Raw genomic sequence first — 14638 nt, forward strand, 5'->3', positions numbered from 1 at the left:
GACCAGCCATGAGCACCGTCGTTGAGAGTCCGAAGATCGGCGATACCGAAGTGGATGCGCCCAGCACCGAGTTTTACACCGGTCCCACCACCGATTTCTTCTCCTACCAGGACTTCCTCACCGTGGACGAGCAGAATCTGGTAGCCACAGCCCGCGCGGTGTTCGAACGCGAGATTCGACCCGTCGTCGCCGAGCACTGGAACAACGAGACGTTCCCGTTCGAAATCATCCCCGCCCTGACCGCCCTGAACCTCGTCGACCTGTGTGCGCGCGGCGACAATTTCTTACTCCACGGGTTCATGACCGTCGAGCTTGCCCGCGTCGATGCGTCCATTTCGACCTTTGTCGGCGTGCACAGCGGCCTGTTCGCAGCGGCGATCGCCCAGCTCGGCACCGATGACCAGCGAGACCGATTCCTGGCCGACGCCATTTCCCTGCGCAAGATCGGCGCGTTCGCGCTCACCGAACCGGACCACGGCTCCGATGTCTCACGCAATATGGAGACAACCGCCACCCGCATCGGCGACTCCTGGACACTGAACGGCGTCAAACGCTGGATCGGCAGCGGAACCTTCGCGGCCAATGTGCTGGTCTGGGCGCGCGACACCGACGACGACCAGATCAAGGGCTTCATCGTCGACGCGACCCTGGCCGGGTTCACCGCGGAGAAGATCGAGAACAAGATCGCCCTGCGCATCGTGCAGAACGCCACGATCACCCTGCGGAACGTCGTGGTCGCCGAACGCGACCGGCTGCCCGGTGCCACGAGCTTTCGCGATACCAACCGGTTGCTCACCAATTCGCGGGTCTGGGTTGGCTGGCAGTCCGTGGGCCTGCAATTCGCCGCCTACGACTATGCGTTGGGCTACGCCCTCGAGCGCCGGCAGTTCGGCAAGCCGATCGCATCGTTCCAGCTCGTGCAGGAGAAGCTGGTGCGCATTCTCGAGAATGCGACCACGTCGCTCGGCCTGATGGTGCGCATCGCCCAGCTGCAACAGGCTGGAACGCTGCGGCCGGAGCACGCCGCGATGGCCAAGGCCTCCGCCAGCGCGCGCATGCGCGAATCCGTGGCACTGGGTCGTTCGGTGTTCGGTGGCAACGGCATCTCCACCTCCTGGGGCATAGCCCGCGTCTTCGCCGACGCCGAAGCCCTGTATACCTACGAGGGCAGCTACGAGGTCAACACCCTCGTCGTCGGCCGCGCGATCACCGGTATCTCCGCGTTCGAGTAGCTGCTGGTTCGTCAGGCGGATGCCCGCGGCCGCCTCACGGGGCCGCCCCAGGCATCCGCTCACCGAGGCGTGAGTTTCGCGACCCCGGGCGCACCGAGCCGTGAGTTTGGACACGATGTGTTGCCATTTTCGGGCTGAAACTCACGGGTCGATGACCGAAACTCACGGGTCGGCAACGCGCCCGCGTGGCCTGGCAGGCCGCACCGAAAAACCGGGCCGCCACATCCGCTCGCCAGGCTGATCCGGGCCACGGCCGGGCCGATCGTGGTTTGCCTGTGCATAACTAATATGTGCAATCGTGATTGGCGTCATGATCGCTGCATGCCCATCACACCTGAACGTGCAGCCCTGTCGTTTCGTCGTTTGCGGGCGGAGCGCGAGCATCCGGCGTCGACTTTCGACCTCGCCAGAGCATATTCCAAGCGGATGCCCGCCACCCACGTCTTCAGCCACTCGACGGCGGCCGTGATTCACGGGATCTGGTTGCCCAGCCGACTTGAAGGCGACCGCCGACTGCATGTCTCGGTGCCACCGGGGGTGCGGGCACCGCAGGTTGTGGGCATCATCGGGCACGAGGGGGTGGGTGGCACGACGCAGCGGGTGTACGGATTCCCGGTGACCAGTTTGATCCAGACGTGGATCGACCTCGGCCCCGTGCTTCCCCGGGTTGAGCTCGTGGCCGCTGCGGATTTTCTCTGCAGCGGCCGCAATCCGTGGCACACGCCCGACGAGCTTCGCGCGGTCGCTGCGGCCCTGATCGGGAGACGCGGGTGTCGTGCCCTGCGGAAGGCTGCCGCTCTTGCTCGGGCGGCGGTCGACTCTCCGCAGGAGACCAGGACTCGCCTCTTCTTGGTGGATGCGGGTATTCCGGAACCGGTCGTCAACTTCGAGATCCTCGACGCGCGTGGCATCTTCGTAGCCCGGGTCGATCTGGCGTGGCCGCGCTTCAAAGTCTGCGTCGAGTACGAGGGCGACGGACACCGCAGTAACCAGAGGCAATTCCGCGTCGATATCACCCGCCGCGAGCGGGTCGAGGATCAGAAATGGCGCATGGTGCGCATCACCGACGACGACCTGAAGACTGGTGGCCAGGAACTTCTGCGCCGGGTGCGGGCCGCCCTGGTCGAACGGGGCGCGCGCTGGTAGGTGGGTCGGCCATCCGCTCGCCGAGCCGTGAGTTTCCGGTTTCGCCGCTCGCCGAGCCGTGAGTTTCAGGCCCTTTCGAGCGGGTTTTCGGGTCGAAACTCACGGGTCGGCGGCCGAAACTCACGGGTCGGCGGCCGAAACTCACGGCTCGGCGACGGCAGACCAGGTCTTCGCCAAGCGGATGTCGTTAGGCGCGCTCGAAGATGGCCGCGAGTCCCTGCCCACCGCCAATACACATGGTTTCGAGGAGGTAACGACCTTCGGTGCGCTGCAGGTGGCGGGCGGCGGTGGCAAGGATACGAGCGCCGGTGGCGCCGACCGGGTGGCCGAGGGAGATGCCCGAGCCGTTGACGTTGGTGCGGGCCCAGTCTTCCGTGGTGAAGTTCCACTCCCGGCTGACGGCGAGTACCTGCGCGGCGAAGGCCTCGTTGAGTTCGATCAGGTCGATGTCGGCCAGGGTCAGGCCGGCACGCTCCAGCGCGAGCTTCGTTGCCGGCACCGGGCCGAGGCCCATCCGCGACGGCTCGACGCCGGCCCGTGCCCAGGACGCGAGCCGCACCAGAGGGGTCAGGCCGAGCTCAGCCGCCCGCTCCGGGGTGGTCACGATGCACGCGGCGGCTGCATCGTTCTGCCCGCTGGCGTTGCCGGCGGTGACGGTGGCGGCGGCATCCGCTTTGCCCATGATCGGTTTCAGGCCGGCGAGGGCTTCGAGGGTGGTTTCGCGCGGGGTTTCATCGACCGAGACGACGATGGGGGCCTTGCGTCCGGGCACGGTGACCGGCACGATCTCGTCCACGAAGCGGCCGTCGGCGACGGCGGCGAGAGCGCGGCGCTGGGACTCGACGGCGAGCTCGTCTTGTTCGACGCGGTCGAGACTGTAGTCGCGGCGCAGGTTCTCGGCGGTTTCGAGCATGCCGCCGGGCACCGGATAATTGCGGCCGCCGGCGGTTTCGCGGCCACGGCCGAGGGCGTCGCGCAGCAGCACACCGGCCGTTCCGGCCACGCCCCAGCGGGAATCGACCGTGTAGATGGGGGCCTGGCTCATGACGTCCACTCCGCCCGCGATGGCGAGGTCGCTCACCCCGGTCTGCACCTGCATCGCAGCGTCGAGGATGGCCTGCAGACCGCTGCCGCAACGACGATCGACCTGCACCCCGCCGACGGTGACGGGCAGGCCGGCGTTGAGGGCGGCGACGCGGGCGACCGGCGCGGCCTCGGCCGTGGGATAGGCCTGGCCGAAGATGACGTCGTCGACGACGGCGCCGTCGAGGCCGGTGCGTTCCATCAGCGCGACAATGACTGCCGCGGCGAGGTCGGCCGGCGCGACGGTTTTGAACGCGCCGCCGAAGCGGCCGATCGGGGTGCGAAGCGGTTCGCAGATGACGATCTGGCGGAGGGTGGTGATGGTCATACGGCGGCTCCGTTGCTGAGGATGGTGGTACGGGTGCTGAGGACGGTCGCGGCGACGAGCATCATTCGGCAACGCCGAGCAGCGTCGTGATCGTGGCTGGCGGGGTGGGCACGAGCAGGGTCGCCTCGGTGGCGGCCTGCACCGCCAGGGCGGTCACGCCGGGCGCGACCTCGCGCAGCACGAGCCCCTCGGGAGTGACGTCGATCACAGCGAGGTCGGTGATAATGCGGGTAACGACGGCCTTGCCGGTCAAGGGCAGGTCGCAGACCTCTTTGATCTTGAACTCGCCCGTCTTGGTCACGTGTTCCATCACGACGATCACGGTGTCGGCGCCGTGCACCAGGTCCATCGCACCGCCCATACCCTTGATCATCTTGCCGGGCACCGCCCAGTTGGCGATGTCACCGACCACACTGACCTGCATGGCGCCGAGCACGGCCACGTCGATCAGGCCGCCGCGGATCATGCCGAAACTCTGCGCCGAGTCGAAGTACGCGGCGCCGGGATTGACGGTGACGGTTTCCTTTCCGGCGTTGATGAGCTTGGGATCGGCCTCACCCTCCCACGGGTAGGGTCCAACGCCGAGCACCCCGTTTTCGGAGTGCAGCACGACGTGCACCCCCTCGGGCAGAAAGTTCGGAATGAGGGTCGGCAGACCGATGCCCAAATTAACATAGGAATCGGGGGCGAGTTCCTGGGCGGCGCGGGCCGCCATCTCATTACGCGTAAGGGCCATCAGTTCGCTCCAATTTCAGACGAAGGCCGCGGCCGCGTCGTCGTTTTCTCGATCGGCAGGTCGGCGGCGTCCACCGCGCCGAGCTGCACGATGCGGTTCACGTAGATGCCGGCGAGGTGCACCTCGTCGGGGTCGATCTGACCGGGTTCCACCAGTTCGTCGACCTCGGCGATGGTGATGCGGCCAGCCATGCCGGCGACCGGGTTGAAGTTGCGGGCCGATTTCTCAAACACCAGGTTGCCGTGCCGGTCGCCCTTCGCGGCCCGCACCAGGGCATAGTCGGTGACGATGGCCTCTTCCAGGACGTATTCCTTCTCGCTGCCGAGCGAAGAGAAGCGTCGTGTCTCCTTCGGCGGCGATGACACCGTCACCTCACCATCTGGGCCATAACGCCACGGAAGTCCGCCATCGGCGACCATAGTTCCGACGCCGCTCGCGGTGTAGAACGCGGGAATTCCGGTGCCGCCGGCCCGCAGCCGTTCGGCGAGCGTGCCCTGCGGCGTCAGCTCGACCTCGAGTTCACCGCCGAGGTAACGGCGCGCGAAATCCTTGTTCTCACCGATATACGAGGCGATGACCCTGGCTATGCGACCCTCCCGAAGGAGTTCGCCGAGCCCCCAGCCGTCGACACCGCAGTTGTTCGACGCAACGTGCAGGTTCGTGCTGCCGAGGGCGAGCAGCGCACGAATCAGAACGATCGGCACGCCGACCAGCCCGAACCCGCCGACAGCAAGCGAGGCACCATCGGGAATGTCGGCGACAGCGGCCGCGGCGGAGGGATAGGTCTTGTCCATGGTGCTTGGGTCCTTAGCTCGGCCGAATGGCGGTGTCGTCGGGCGTGGTCGCGTCGGTATCGGGTTCGGTGGCAGCCGCATCGAGCCCGGCGAAGGTCTCCCGGGCCACGGTGAACGCGGCATTGGCGGCCGGCACGCCCGCATAGATAGCGGTGTGCAGAATGGCTTCGCTGACCTCGGCGCGGCTCAGCCCGTTGGTCAGGGCCGCGCGCACGTGCATCGCGAGCTCGCCCTCATGCCCGCCGGTAACGAGCGCGGCGATGGTCAGGAAGCTGCGGGTGCGTCGGTCGAGACCCGGCCGCGTCCACACTTCGCCCCAGGCATAACGCGTGATGAAGTCCTGAAACACCGCGGTTTCGGGGGTGATCGCAGCCGTGGCCGCATCGACATGCTGGTCGCCGAGAACCGCGCGACGCACGAGCATGCCGTCCGCATAAGCGGATGCCGCGGTGCGGTCCGCCGATAGCGGCTCGGCCGGTCGCGCGGCAGCAGCCGAAGCGCCGACCAGCCATTCCCCGAGCAGTGCGCCGACCTCGATCGGCTGCTCGAGCGCCGGCAGATGCGCGACCCCGGCGATCTCTACGGCCCGGGCGCCGGGAATGCGCGCCGCCAGCTCCTGCAACTGCACGGTCGGTGTCACCGTATCGAGTTCGCCCGACACGCACAGGACGGGCGTGCGGATAGCGCTGAGTGCATCCGTTTGATCGAAAACAGCGAGCGCTTCACAAGCAAGCGCATAGGATTCGTCGTCGATGTCGAGCAGCGCATCGAGCGCGTTTGATCCGGCCTTGGGGTCGCGACCGAGAAAGTCGGGGGCGAACCAGCGACTGGCGCTGCCGATAATGAGCGAGGGGGTGCCGCTCGCGCGTACGCCGGCGGCTCGATCGGTCCAGGCCTCCGCGGTGCCGATTGTTGCGCCGGAGCAGAACACCGCGAGGCTCGTCAGGCGGCTCGGGTGGTTCACAGCCAGGGCCAGGCCAACGGCCCCGCCGAGCGAGATTCCGGCGTAGTGAAAGCTGTCGACGCCGAGAGAGTCGACCAGGCCAACGACGGCGTCGGCGATCTCCTCGATCGTGAACGCCGCGGTCGCACGAGGGCTGAATCCGTGCCCGGGCAGGTTGAAGCTGAGTACCCGATGGGTCACGGCGAGCGTCGGCACGACGCCGGCCCAGAGGTCGGCCGTGGTGCCGAGCGAGGGGCCGAGCACGATCAGCGGCGCGTTGGCGTCGCCGGTCGCAGCCGGCTCGATGGTGCACAGGATGACGGGCTGGCTCATGAAATCCTTACGTCTTTGTTGGAGTGGGCTGCGCCGGTGCCTGCTTCGACCATATCGGTTGCGGCGGCTGCCTCGGCCCGCCGCTTCACGGCATCCGCTCGCTGCCGGAACGCGCGCACGACGCGGTCGATGCCAGCCGCCGACTGCCCCGGCTGGCCCTCATAGTCGAAGGCCGCCCAGATTTGCGCGCGCAGTTCGTCGGAACAGCCCTCGGCGATGAGGATGCTCGCGAGCACGACCTGCAGCGGCCGGTTGGTCACGAAGGCCTCCTGCGAGGCGCGTTCGACCAGCGCAAACGCGGTGGTTTTGCCGACGGTTTCGGCCAGAATTGTGGTGACCCGTTCGCTGAACACGAGTCCGTCGGTGAGGTCGAGGTTGGCGCGCATGCGCTCCGGGTCCACGTCGAGGCGAGCGGCGAGCGACGCGGCGCCGGTCACCGCCGAGATCGTGAGCCGTTCGAGCACCCGCAGCGACTGCCATTCGGCATGCCAGGCCCCGCTCGGCCGCTGGTCTTCGGCGAGCATGCTGCCATAGAGAGTGGATGCCAGACCCGGCGTTTGCAGCGCAGCCGCCGTGATCAGCACGGCGGACACCGGGTTGCGTTTGTGCGGCATCGCGCTGGAACCACCCTGGCCGGGAGCGAGACGCTCGCTCACCTCGGCGATTTCGGTGCGGGAGAGCACGGAGACGTCGAGCGCAAAGGTACCGGCGACGCCGGTCGCGGCGGCCAGCACGGAGGCGAGTTCGGAGATGACGACCCGGTTGGTGTGCCAGCTGAGGCGTGGCACGACCAGGCCGACGTGGTGGGCGAAGCGGTCAATGACCGCGTCGAGCACGTCAGTGTCGACGGCTGCGCTGCGCCGGGCCCGAGCGATCTCGGTGAGCACGGCCAGGTTGCCGACCGCGCCTCCGAGCTGCACGGGCAGGGTGTCGCGAATGCCCTCGAGGCGCCTGGCGATGAGCAGCACGGCGTCGAGCCAACCGGCCGCGATAAAGCCGAAGCTCGTCGGCGACGCCTGCTGGCCGAGGGTGCGACCGCTCATCACGGTGCCGCGGTGCGCTTCGGCGAGGTCGGCGAGGGTGGCGCCGAAGGAGTCGAGCTGGTCAATGAGTTCGCAGGTCACCCGGCGGGCCACGATCATCGCAGCCGTGTCGAGGATGTCCTGGCTGGTCGCGCCGACGTGAATGTGGTCGGACGCTCCGGCCCGCACCTTCTCGGCGGCGCGGCCGAGGTGCTTCACGAACGGGATCACGGGGTTGCCGCCGCCCCTGGCCTCGACAGCGATCGCACCGAGGTCAAACTGGCTCGCGTCCCCGAGCGCGTCGCAAACGGCCAGCATCCACTCGGGGGCAAGCTCGGCGTCGACGAGCGCGCGGGTGAGGGCGAGCTCGGCGTCGACCATTGCCTGCAGCCACGCCTGATCGCTGGTCAGCTCGGATTCCCGAGTGCCGTGGCTCAGCGGGTTGAGCAGCCCGTCATCAAAGCTGTGGTCAGGCATCAAAGTCCAAAAAGACGGTCTCGTTCTCGCCCTGCACGCGAATATCAAAGCGGTACGACTCGGCTCCCCCGACGATTCCCTCGGAGACGCAGATGAGCGTGCTGCGGCGGTCGACCGGAACCGCGCTGAGCACGGCGTCGGTCGCGTGCAGTGCGGCGTCCTCGGCGAAGTAGGCCCGGGTGAACAGGTGGTGCGTGACACCACGAGCGAACACCGTCACCAGGATGTAGGGCGCTGCTGAGCCGGCCGCACCGGGCTTGAGCGTCGTGAAGGTGTAGTTGCCGGCGATCGTGGTCGCGCACCGGCCGAAGCCGGTGAAGGTGAACCCGTCGCGGTCGATGCTGCCACGGGAGCGGCTGAGCACGCCGCTCTCGTCGGCCTGCCAGATCTCGAGCAGGGCGTCGAGAATCGGCTCGCCTTCGCCGTCGGTGACGGCGCCATGAAAGCGGATGGCGCGGGGATGGTACCCGGGGACCAGCTCCGGCCCGCCCGCAAAGGGCAGGGCGTAGCCGTAGAACGGGCCGATTGTCTGCGACGGGGTCTGCAGAGCATGCTTCTGCGGGGTGCTGGTCTGCACGGCGGCAGCTACTCCGGCAAGGTCAGTCATGGGCTTCTTCGCCTTCCATCCAGGTGGACTTGGGTCCGGTGAGCACGATGTCCCAGTTGTAGCCGAGCGAGAACTCGGGCACGCTCAGGTTGTGGTCGTACTGCCCGATCAGGCGGGCGCGGGCGTCAGCTGAGGCAATCGACTGGTAGATCGGGTCGAGCGCGAACAGCGGGTCGCCCGGAAAATACATCTGGGTGATCAGGCGCTGCGTGAACGCGGTGCCGAACAGCGAAAAGTGGATGTGCGCGGGTCGCCACGCATTCACGTGGTTCTTCCACGGGTACGGGCCGGGCTTGATCGTGGTGAACGAGTATTCACCGTTCTCACCGGTAATAGCGCGGCCGACTCCGGTGAAGTTGGGGTCGAGCGGCGCGGGGTGCTGGTCGCGTTTGTGCACGTAGCGTCCGCCGGCGTTGGCCTGCCACAGTTCGATCAGCTGGTGTCGCACCGGGCGGCCTTCGCCGTCGAGCACCCGGCCGCCAACGGTCATCCGTTCGCCGATCGGTTCGCCGGCGTGCTGGATGGTGAGGTCGCTCTCGAGCAGGTTCACGTCGGTGTGGCCGAACGCGGGCGAGACCCGTTCGACCTCTTCCGGATCGACGCGCACGAGTTCGTGGGTGGGGTGGCGCAGCAGGGAGCTGCGGTAGGGGGCGTAGTTGCGACGCGGCTGGCGCTCTGGCGAGCCGCCGGCGGCGACGCGGGCTGCGGCATCCGCTTCGATCGCTTCGATCTCGGCGGTGATCTCGTTTTGGCTGGCCGGGCCGGTGCCGGGGCGCGGGGATGTCTGAGTCATGGCGTTCTCTATCTGTTAGAGCAGGAGGCCGGTGTACTGCTCGGCGAGCATGCGCTGCGCGAGCGGCGAGTGAGTGACGTAGTCGAGCTGGCCGAGCTGGCTGCGGTAGTCGAAGGCACCGGATTGCAGGTCGCCGGGGTTGGTGTGCAGCATCTCGGTCATCCAGCGGGAGAATTGCTGCACCCGCCACTGCCGGGCCAGCGCGGTATCGCTGTAGCCGGCCAGAAGCGTCTCGTCGTTGGCGTAGAACGCGGTGAGCGCGCTCGCGAGCTGGGTGACGTCGGAGATGGCCGAGTTGAGACCCTTCGCGCCGGTCGGCGGCACGATGTGGCCGGCGTCGCCGACCAGAAACAGGTTTCCGTAGGCCAGGCGGGAGGCCACGAAGCTGCGCATCGGGGTGATCGATTTGTCGGTGATCGGGCCTTCGTTCAGGGTCCAGCCCGGGGTGCCGAGCCGGGTGTGCAGCGCCTCCCAAATGCGCTCATCTGACCAGTTCTTAATATCGTCGGCCGGGTCGACCTGCAGGTAGAGGCGGGAGACGACCGGCGAACGCATCGACAGCATCGCGAAACCGTCTTCGTGCAGCGCATAGATCAGCTCGTCGGAGGAGGGTGCAACGTCAGCGAGGATGCCGAGCCAGGCGTAGGGGTAGCTACGGTCGAACAGGGTGATTTCTTCGCTGGGAATCGACGCCCGGCAGATGCCGTGAAAGCCGTCGGCGCCCACAACGAAGTCGGCGTCGATGGTGTGGTGCTCGCCGTCGTGCACGAAGGTCACGCTTGGGTTCTTGGTGGTCAGGCCGAGGGCGGCGACGTCGGATGCTTCGTAGTAGATCGTCGATCCGGCGTCGGTGTGCGCGGTGACGAGATCCTTGACAACCTGCTGCTGGCCGTAGACGGTGACCGTGCGGCCGATCAGCTCGTTGAAGTTCACGTTGTGGCGCTCGCCGGCATACTGCAGAAAAATTCCGTCGTGCTGCAGGCCCTCGAATGCGAGGCGGTCACCCACCCCGAGGCGGGTCAGGGTTTCGACCGACCCCTGTTCCAAAACACCGGCGCGGATGCGGCCGAGCACGTACTCCTGCGAACGATTTTCCACGACGATCGAGTCGATTCCGGCGTCACGCAAGGCCCAGCCCAGCAAGAGACCGGCGGGACCGGCGCCGATGATGGCGACGCGGGTGTTTTCGTGGGGCACAGATTCTCCTAGCGACGATGACAGGGTGTGTTGTCTTCAGTGTGCTGTACCGGTCAGGGCTCCGATGCCCTTCTTCCACTCAGTGAAAGTGCCGACAATCGGCCATTGCTCACGACTGCTGGGCACGCCGGTAGCCGAGAGCCCGACTGACTCCCTGCGCGGCCAGGCGTACCGCTTTCTCCTGCTCAGGGTCGACGGTGTCGGTCGTGCGGGTAACGATCGACACGGCCGCCACGACCTGGCCGGTGCGGTCCCGGATGGGCGCGGCAATCGAGCTCGACCCTGCCGTCATCTCCTCCGTCATGCGGGCCAGGCCGAGCAGCCGGATCTCGGCCAACCGCTTGCGTACCGCCTCGGGCTCGGTGACCGTGCGCGGCAGAAAGCGCTCAAGGCTCGCAGCGAGATACTGCTGCACCACGTCCGGCGGCGCGTGCGCCAGAAGCACCAGCCCCACCCCGGTCGAGTGCAGCGGTAGGCGAGCGCCGACCCGCGAGATCAAGCGAACCGCGTGGTGGCCCGAGAGCTTTTCCAGGTACAGTGCGTCGCGCCCGTCGAGGATGGCGAGGTGCACGTGTTCCCGCGTCGTCTCATACAGGTCTTCCAGGTAGGGCAGCGCGATCGTGCGCAGGTTGCGGGCGGTCGGCGTCTGCACCCCGAGCTCCCACAGCTTCATGCCGAGCGAGTACTGCCCATTCTCGTGCTTGCTCAGGCCGCCCCAGCTCACCCACTCGGCGACAAGCCGGTGCGTGGTGGAGAGCGGCAGGCCAGCACGTTGGGCAATGGCCGTCAGGGTCAGGGTGAGCGACGTCGCCCCGGCGGGCGCTGCGAACGCGTCGAGAATGGCGAAGAGCCTGGCCGCGACGGAACGATCGTCGACGGGGAGCGCAAGCGCCCCCTCGGGTTGCCTCGACCGCGCGGGTTTTCCTGACATCTATCCCCACGCTACTCGAAACCGGGGCTTCACCGAACTGGAGTTGTGTCGTGCGGGCCGAGGCCCTGCCGCCGTTTTTGTGGAGCGTGCGCCACTGCGCTTTTACCTCGCAGATATGATTTATCTGAACCTCGTTGCCAACGCGCGCTCGGGACAATCTGGTTGCAATGCGCGGTGGCATCTGAAAAGGGGGAATCATGACCGGGGTGCAGGAACGGCTGCTGCAACCAGCAGACGCGGTGACCTGTCGAGAGATTGTTCTGGACTTCTGGGTCGACCCCGAACTCGTATTCCTGCGTCTCCTGAAGTCTGAGAAAAACGCCTTCTGGCTGGATAGCGGGTTCGAAGCAGAGACCGGGGTGAGCTACCTGGGATTGCCCTCGCCATCGGCCCCGGTGGTCACGGCATCCGGCGCCGGCGACACCGTCCTCGTCTCGGGAGTGGGCACGAGCGACAGGTTCGAGGGCTCGATCTTCGACCTGCTCCGGCTGACGACCACCACTCGCGGAGCCGGCCCTGTGGCTGACCCTGTGGCTGACCCGGCCGACGGTCTGCGGATCGGCTGGGTCGGGTGGCTGGGTTATGAACTGGGTGCCAAAACCGTGGGGTCGCCGCGTCACCCGTCTGCCCTGCCCGACGCTGCCCTGATGTGGGCCGATCGCATTATCGCTTTCGACCACCGCGCGTCGACCATGTCCCTCCGCGTCCCCGCCGGGTCGCCGACAGCAAAGCTGTGGGTCCGGGACGTTCAGGCGACCCTCCGCTCCCTGGTCGGGAGCACGGTACCGCCGCTCCCGGAAGCCGGGCAGCCGAGGAAGGCCTCGCTACGTCATACCCACGCGGAGTACGTCGACCTCGTCGAGCAATGCCGGGATGCCATCGCGGAGGGTGATGCCTACCAAATCTGCCTGACCAACGAGATCACCATCGAGGGAGCCCTGGACCCGGTCCAGACCTATCGCCGGTTGCGTCGCCTGAACCCGGCACACCATGGAGCGCTGATCCGTTTCGCCGACTTCGCGCTGTTGAGTTCCTCCCCCGAGCAGTTTCTGGAGGTGTGCCCGGACGGAACAATGACTACCCGACCGATTAAGGGTACGCGTCCCCGAGGCCGAACATCCGAGGAAGATGCCGGGCTCATCACCGAGCTGGCCGGTCATCATAAGGAGATCGCGGAGAACGTGATGATCGTGGATCTCATGCGCAATGATCTGGGTCGGGTGGCCGAAACCGGCTCGGTGCAGGTCCCCGATTTACTCCGGGTCGAGTCCTACCAAAACGTGCACCAACTGGTGAGCACCATCTCGGCGAGGATCGACCCACGACTTACCTGGGTCGACGCCGTTGAGGCATGTCTGCCGGCCGGGTCCATGACCGGAGCGCCAAAACACAGCGCGATGAGCATCATCGATCGGCTCGAAGGCGGCGCCCGGGGACCCTACGCCGGCGCCTTCGGCTACATGGGGGCAGACGGTCGCGTCGACCTGGGCGTGACCATTCGAAGCCTCGTAATTGGACCAACGACGACGACCATCGGCGCGGGTGGCGGCATTACCGCCTGGTCGGTAGCCGAGGAAGAGTACGAGGAAACGCTGCTCAAGGCCGCGCCGCTGCTGGCAGCCGCGTCTGCGGTGATCATCGCCTGACGAGGCCTGTCCGGTCAGGGCCGGCCCGAACTATCTGTGATTATTGTGACCCGCAAGACGGCGAAGGGGATCTTCGACACGCCCTGCTGGCGCTCCTCACCGTGGAGCCGATGACCGGATTCGACCTGTCGAAGGCGTTTCAGGTATCCGTTTCGCATGTCTGGCACGCGCCCGACTCGCAGATCTACCCGGAACTTTGCTCTTCCACTGGATGGAAGTGGCCTGAAGGGGGGCGTCGGTGCTCGTTAGTCTCCGAGAAAGACAATGAGTGTGTTGACTGCTCAAACCAGGCTTCTGCACTTCTCTTGCACCAATAACAGCGTCCCGCGCACCCACAGCAGCACTACCCGCACCACCACACAATGGAGTGAAAATGAAGAAATCGCTATTGATCGGACTTGCCGCGGCATCCGTTCTCGCCCTCAGCTCCTGCTCGGCCGGCGCCGACACCAGTGCCCCGGCCGGCAGTGACACTCTCACGCCCGTCACGGTCGGCGTCATCCCCATCGCCGACACCGCCCCCCTCTACCTGGGCCTCGAGCAGGGCTTCTTCGAGGATGAGGGCCTTCAGCTCACCATCGAAACGGCCACCGGCGGCGCCGCGATCGTGCCGGCCGTTGTGAGCGGCGACTACCAGTTCGGCTTCAGCAACCTCGTCTCGCTCATGGTCGCCAACGACAAGGGCTTGCCGCTCCAGGTCGTCAACGCGGCCGTCGCCTCGACCGGTGATGTCACCAGCGACTTCGGAGCTGTAATCGTCAAGGGCGACTCCCCCGTCGAAACCCTCGCCGACCTCGACGGCAAGACCGTTTCGGGCAACAGCCTGAACAACATCGTCGACACGGTCATGCGCAGCTCGATAGATCGCCTCGGGGGCGATTCCGCGTCGATCTCCTTCGTCGAGGTTCCGTTCCCCGACGCCAGCGCTGCCGTTGAAAACGGACAGGTTGATGCCGCCTTCGTCGTTGAACCCTTCGTCACCGCCGCGATCGAGAGCGGCCAGCGCGTCATCTCCTACGGCTACGCGGACTTCGATGTGAATCTCGACGTTGCTGCCTACTTCTCGTCCGCTGCGACCGTGGCAAATGACCCGGAACTTGTCACGAAGTTTCAGACAGCCATGAAGAAGTCGCTCGAATACGCGCAGGCCAACCCCGACGCCGTACGTGCGATCATCGCGACTTACACCGCAACTCCGGCCGAGGTACTGGCGAAGATCGTGTTGCCGAAGTTCCCGACCGCGTTCAACGTGGAGGCTGTCACAGCGCTCGGCGAGGCTGCCCTCAAGTACGGCGTGGTCGAAACCGCGCCAGACATGAGCACGTTCCTGCCGTAACCCGCCCATCCCGCACCGACCACGAGGAAGTGGC

The 14638-nt window shown here is 66.6% G+C and carries 13 protein-coding genes and 1 pseudogene; 5 read left to right on the forward strand and 9 right to left on the reverse strand.

The window, feature by feature from the left end:
- Nucleotides 1-8 precede the first annotated feature (8 nt).
- Together E3O45_RS12930 and E3O45_RS12935 are read left to right on the forward strand one after the other, a co-directional pair.
- On the forward strand, nucleotides 9-1232 hold the full coding sequence (locus tag E3O45_RS12930) for an acyl-CoA dehydrogenase family protein (protein ID WP_134443761.1): 1224 nt from the start codon (nucleotides 9-11) through the stop codon (nucleotides 1230-1232).
- A 321-nt stretch (nucleotides 1233-1553) separates the two neighbouring features.
- Nucleotides 1554-2378, forward strand: coding sequence for a hypothetical protein (locus tag E3O45_RS12935; protein WP_134443762.1), 825 nt, complete (start codon nucleotides 1554-1556; stop codon nucleotides 2376-2378).
- A 187-nt stretch (nucleotides 2379-2565) separates the two neighbouring features.
- Here E3O45_RS12935 and E3O45_RS12940 read toward each other — a convergent pair whose 3' ends face one another.
- From E3O45_RS12940 to E3O45_RS12980, 9 genes are all read right to left on the reverse strand, one after another.
- The gene (locus tag E3O45_RS12940; protein ID WP_134443763.1) at nucleotides 2566-3789 is read right to left on the reverse strand and encodes an acetyl-CoA C-acetyltransferase; all 1224 of its coding nucleotides are present in this window, start codon (nucleotides 3787-3789) and stop codon (nucleotides 2566-2568) included.
- Nucleotides 3790-3850: 61 nt separating this feature from the next.
- Nucleotides 3851-4525 (reverse strand): 3-oxoacid CoA-transferase subunit B, encoded by a 675-nt coding sequence (locus tag E3O45_RS12945; RefSeq protein ID WP_134443764.1) that lies wholly within the window; start codon nucleotides 4523-4525, stop codon nucleotides 3851-3853.
- On the reverse strand, nucleotides 4525-5319 hold the full coding sequence (locus E3O45_RS12950; RefSeq protein WP_092451006.1) for a CoA transferase subunit A: 795 nt from the start codon (nucleotides 5317-5319) through the stop codon (nucleotides 4525-4527). Before E3O45_RS12950 ends, E3O45_RS12945 begins: the two co-directional genes overlap by 1 nt.
- Nucleotides 5320-5332: 13 nt before the next feature.
- A complete protein-coding gene (locus E3O45_RS18440; protein WP_134443765.1) occupies nucleotides 5333-6595 on the reverse strand; it encodes an alpha/beta fold hydrolase in 1263 nt (420 codons plus the stop codon).
- On the reverse strand, nucleotides 6592-8094 hold the full coding sequence (locus E3O45_RS12960; protein WP_134443766.1) for a lyase family protein: 1503 nt from the start codon (nucleotides 8092-8094) through the stop codon (nucleotides 6592-6594). Before E3O45_RS12960 ends, E3O45_RS18440 begins: the two co-directional genes overlap by 4 nt.
- Nucleotides 8087-8701, reverse strand: coding sequence for a protocatechuate 3,4-dioxygenase subunit alpha (pcaG, locus tag E3O45_RS12965; protein WP_134443767.1), 615 nt, complete (start codon nucleotides 8699-8701; stop codon nucleotides 8087-8089). The genes E3O45_RS12960 and pcaG overlap by 8 nt, the downstream gene beginning before the upstream one ends.
- Nucleotides 8694-9494: a protocatechuate 3,4-dioxygenase subunit beta gene (gene pcaH, locus E3O45_RS12970; protein ID WP_134443768.1), complete on the reverse strand. Its 801-nt coding sequence runs from the start codon at nucleotides 9492-9494 to the stop codon at nucleotides 8694-8696. Before pcaH ends, pcaG begins: the two co-directional genes overlap by 8 nt.
- 15 nt (nucleotides 9495-9509) lie before the next feature.
- On the reverse strand, nucleotides 9510-10691 hold the full coding sequence (locus E3O45_RS12975) for a 4-hydroxybenzoate 3-monooxygenase (protein WP_134443769.1): 1182 nt from the start codon (nucleotides 10689-10691) through the stop codon (nucleotides 9510-9512).
- 109 nt (nucleotides 10692-10800) lie between these two features.
- The gene (locus tag E3O45_RS12980; RefSeq protein WP_134443770.1) at nucleotides 10801-11622 is read right to left on the reverse strand and encodes an IclR family transcriptional regulator; all 822 of its coding nucleotides are present in this window, start codon (nucleotides 11620-11622) and stop codon (nucleotides 10801-10803) included.
- 197 nt (nucleotides 11623-11819) lie between these two features.
- Here E3O45_RS12980 and pabB point away from each other — a divergent pair, with 197 nt between their 5' ends.
- The 3 genes and pseudogenes from pabB to E3O45_RS12995 all read left to right on the forward strand — a co-directional run bounded on the left by pabB (nucleotide 11820) and on the right by E3O45_RS12995 (nucleotide 14604).
- A complete protein-coding gene (gene pabB / locus E3O45_RS12985) occupies nucleotides 11820-13268 on the forward strand; it encodes an aminodeoxychorismate synthase component I (protein ID WP_134443771.1) in 1449 nt (482 codons plus the stop codon).
- Between the two features lie 110 nt (nucleotides 13269-13378).
- A pseudogene (locus E3O45_RS18115) lies at nucleotides 13379-13465 on the forward strand (PadR family transcriptional regulator); the annotation flags it as partial.
- Nucleotides 13466-13641: 176 nt separating this feature from the next.
- Nucleotides 13642-14604 (forward strand): ABC transporter substrate-binding protein, encoded by a 963-nt coding sequence (locus tag E3O45_RS12995; RefSeq protein WP_134443772.1) that lies wholly within the window; start codon nucleotides 13642-13644, stop codon nucleotides 14602-14604.
- Nucleotides 14605-14638: the final 34 nt, after the last annotated feature.

The organism is Cryobacterium sp. TMS1-20-1 (assembly GCF_004402355.1).
Classification (GTDB): Bacteria; Actinomycetota; Actinomycetes; order Actinomycetales; family Microbacteriaceae; genus Cryobacterium; species Cryobacterium levicorallinum.

What these genes read in the sequence shown, in the direction of transcription:
- E3O45_RS12930 (WP_134443761.1), top strand. Translation starts at nt 9, where the DNA reads ATGAGCACCGTCGTTGAGAGTCCGAAGATCGGCGATACCGAAGTGGAT.
- E3O45_RS12935 (WP_134443762.1), top strand. Translation starts at nt 1,554, where the DNA reads ATGCCCATCACACCTGAACGTGCAGCCCTGTCGTTTCGTCGTTTGCGG.
- E3O45_RS12940 (WP_134443763.1), bottom strand. Translation starts at nt 3,789, where the DNA reads ATGACCATCACCACCCTCCGCCAGATCGTCATCTGCGAACCGCTTCGC.
- E3O45_RS12945 (WP_134443764.1), bottom strand. Translation starts at nt 4,525, where the DNA reads ATGGCCCTTACGCGTAATGAGATGGCGGCCCGCGCCGCCCAGGAACTC.
- E3O45_RS12950 (WP_092451006.1), bottom strand. Translation starts at nt 5,319, where the DNA reads ATGGACAAGACCTATCCCTCCGCCGCGGCCGCTGTCGCCGACATTCCC.
- E3O45_RS18440 (WP_134443765.1), bottom strand. Translation starts at nt 6,595, where the DNA reads ATGAGCCAGCCCGTCATCCTGTGCACCATCGAGCCGGCTGCGACCGGC.
- E3O45_RS12960 (WP_134443766.1), bottom strand. Translation starts at nt 8,094, where the DNA reads ATGCCTGACCACAGCTTTGATGACGGGCTGCTCAACCCGCTGAGCCAC.
- pcaG (WP_134443767.1), bottom strand. Translation starts at nt 8,701, where the DNA reads ATGACTGACCTTGCCGGAGTAGCTGCCGCCGTGCAGACCAGCACCCCG.
- pcaH (WP_134443768.1), bottom strand. Translation starts at nt 9,494, where the DNA reads ATGACTCAGACATCCCCGCGCCCCGGCACCGGCCCGGCCAGCCAAAAC.
- E3O45_RS12980 (WP_134443770.1), bottom strand. Translation starts at nt 11,622, where the DNA reads ATGTCAGGAAAACCCGCGCGGTCGAGGCAACCCGAGGGGGCGCTTGCG.
- pabB (WP_134443771.1), top strand. Translation starts at nt 11,820, where the DNA reads ATGACCGGGGTGCAGGAACGGCTGCTGCAACCAGCAGACGCGGTGACC.
- E3O45_RS12995 (WP_134443772.1), top strand. Translation starts at nt 13,642, where the DNA reads ATGAAGAAATCGCTATTGATCGGACTTGCCGCGGCATCCGTTCTCGCC.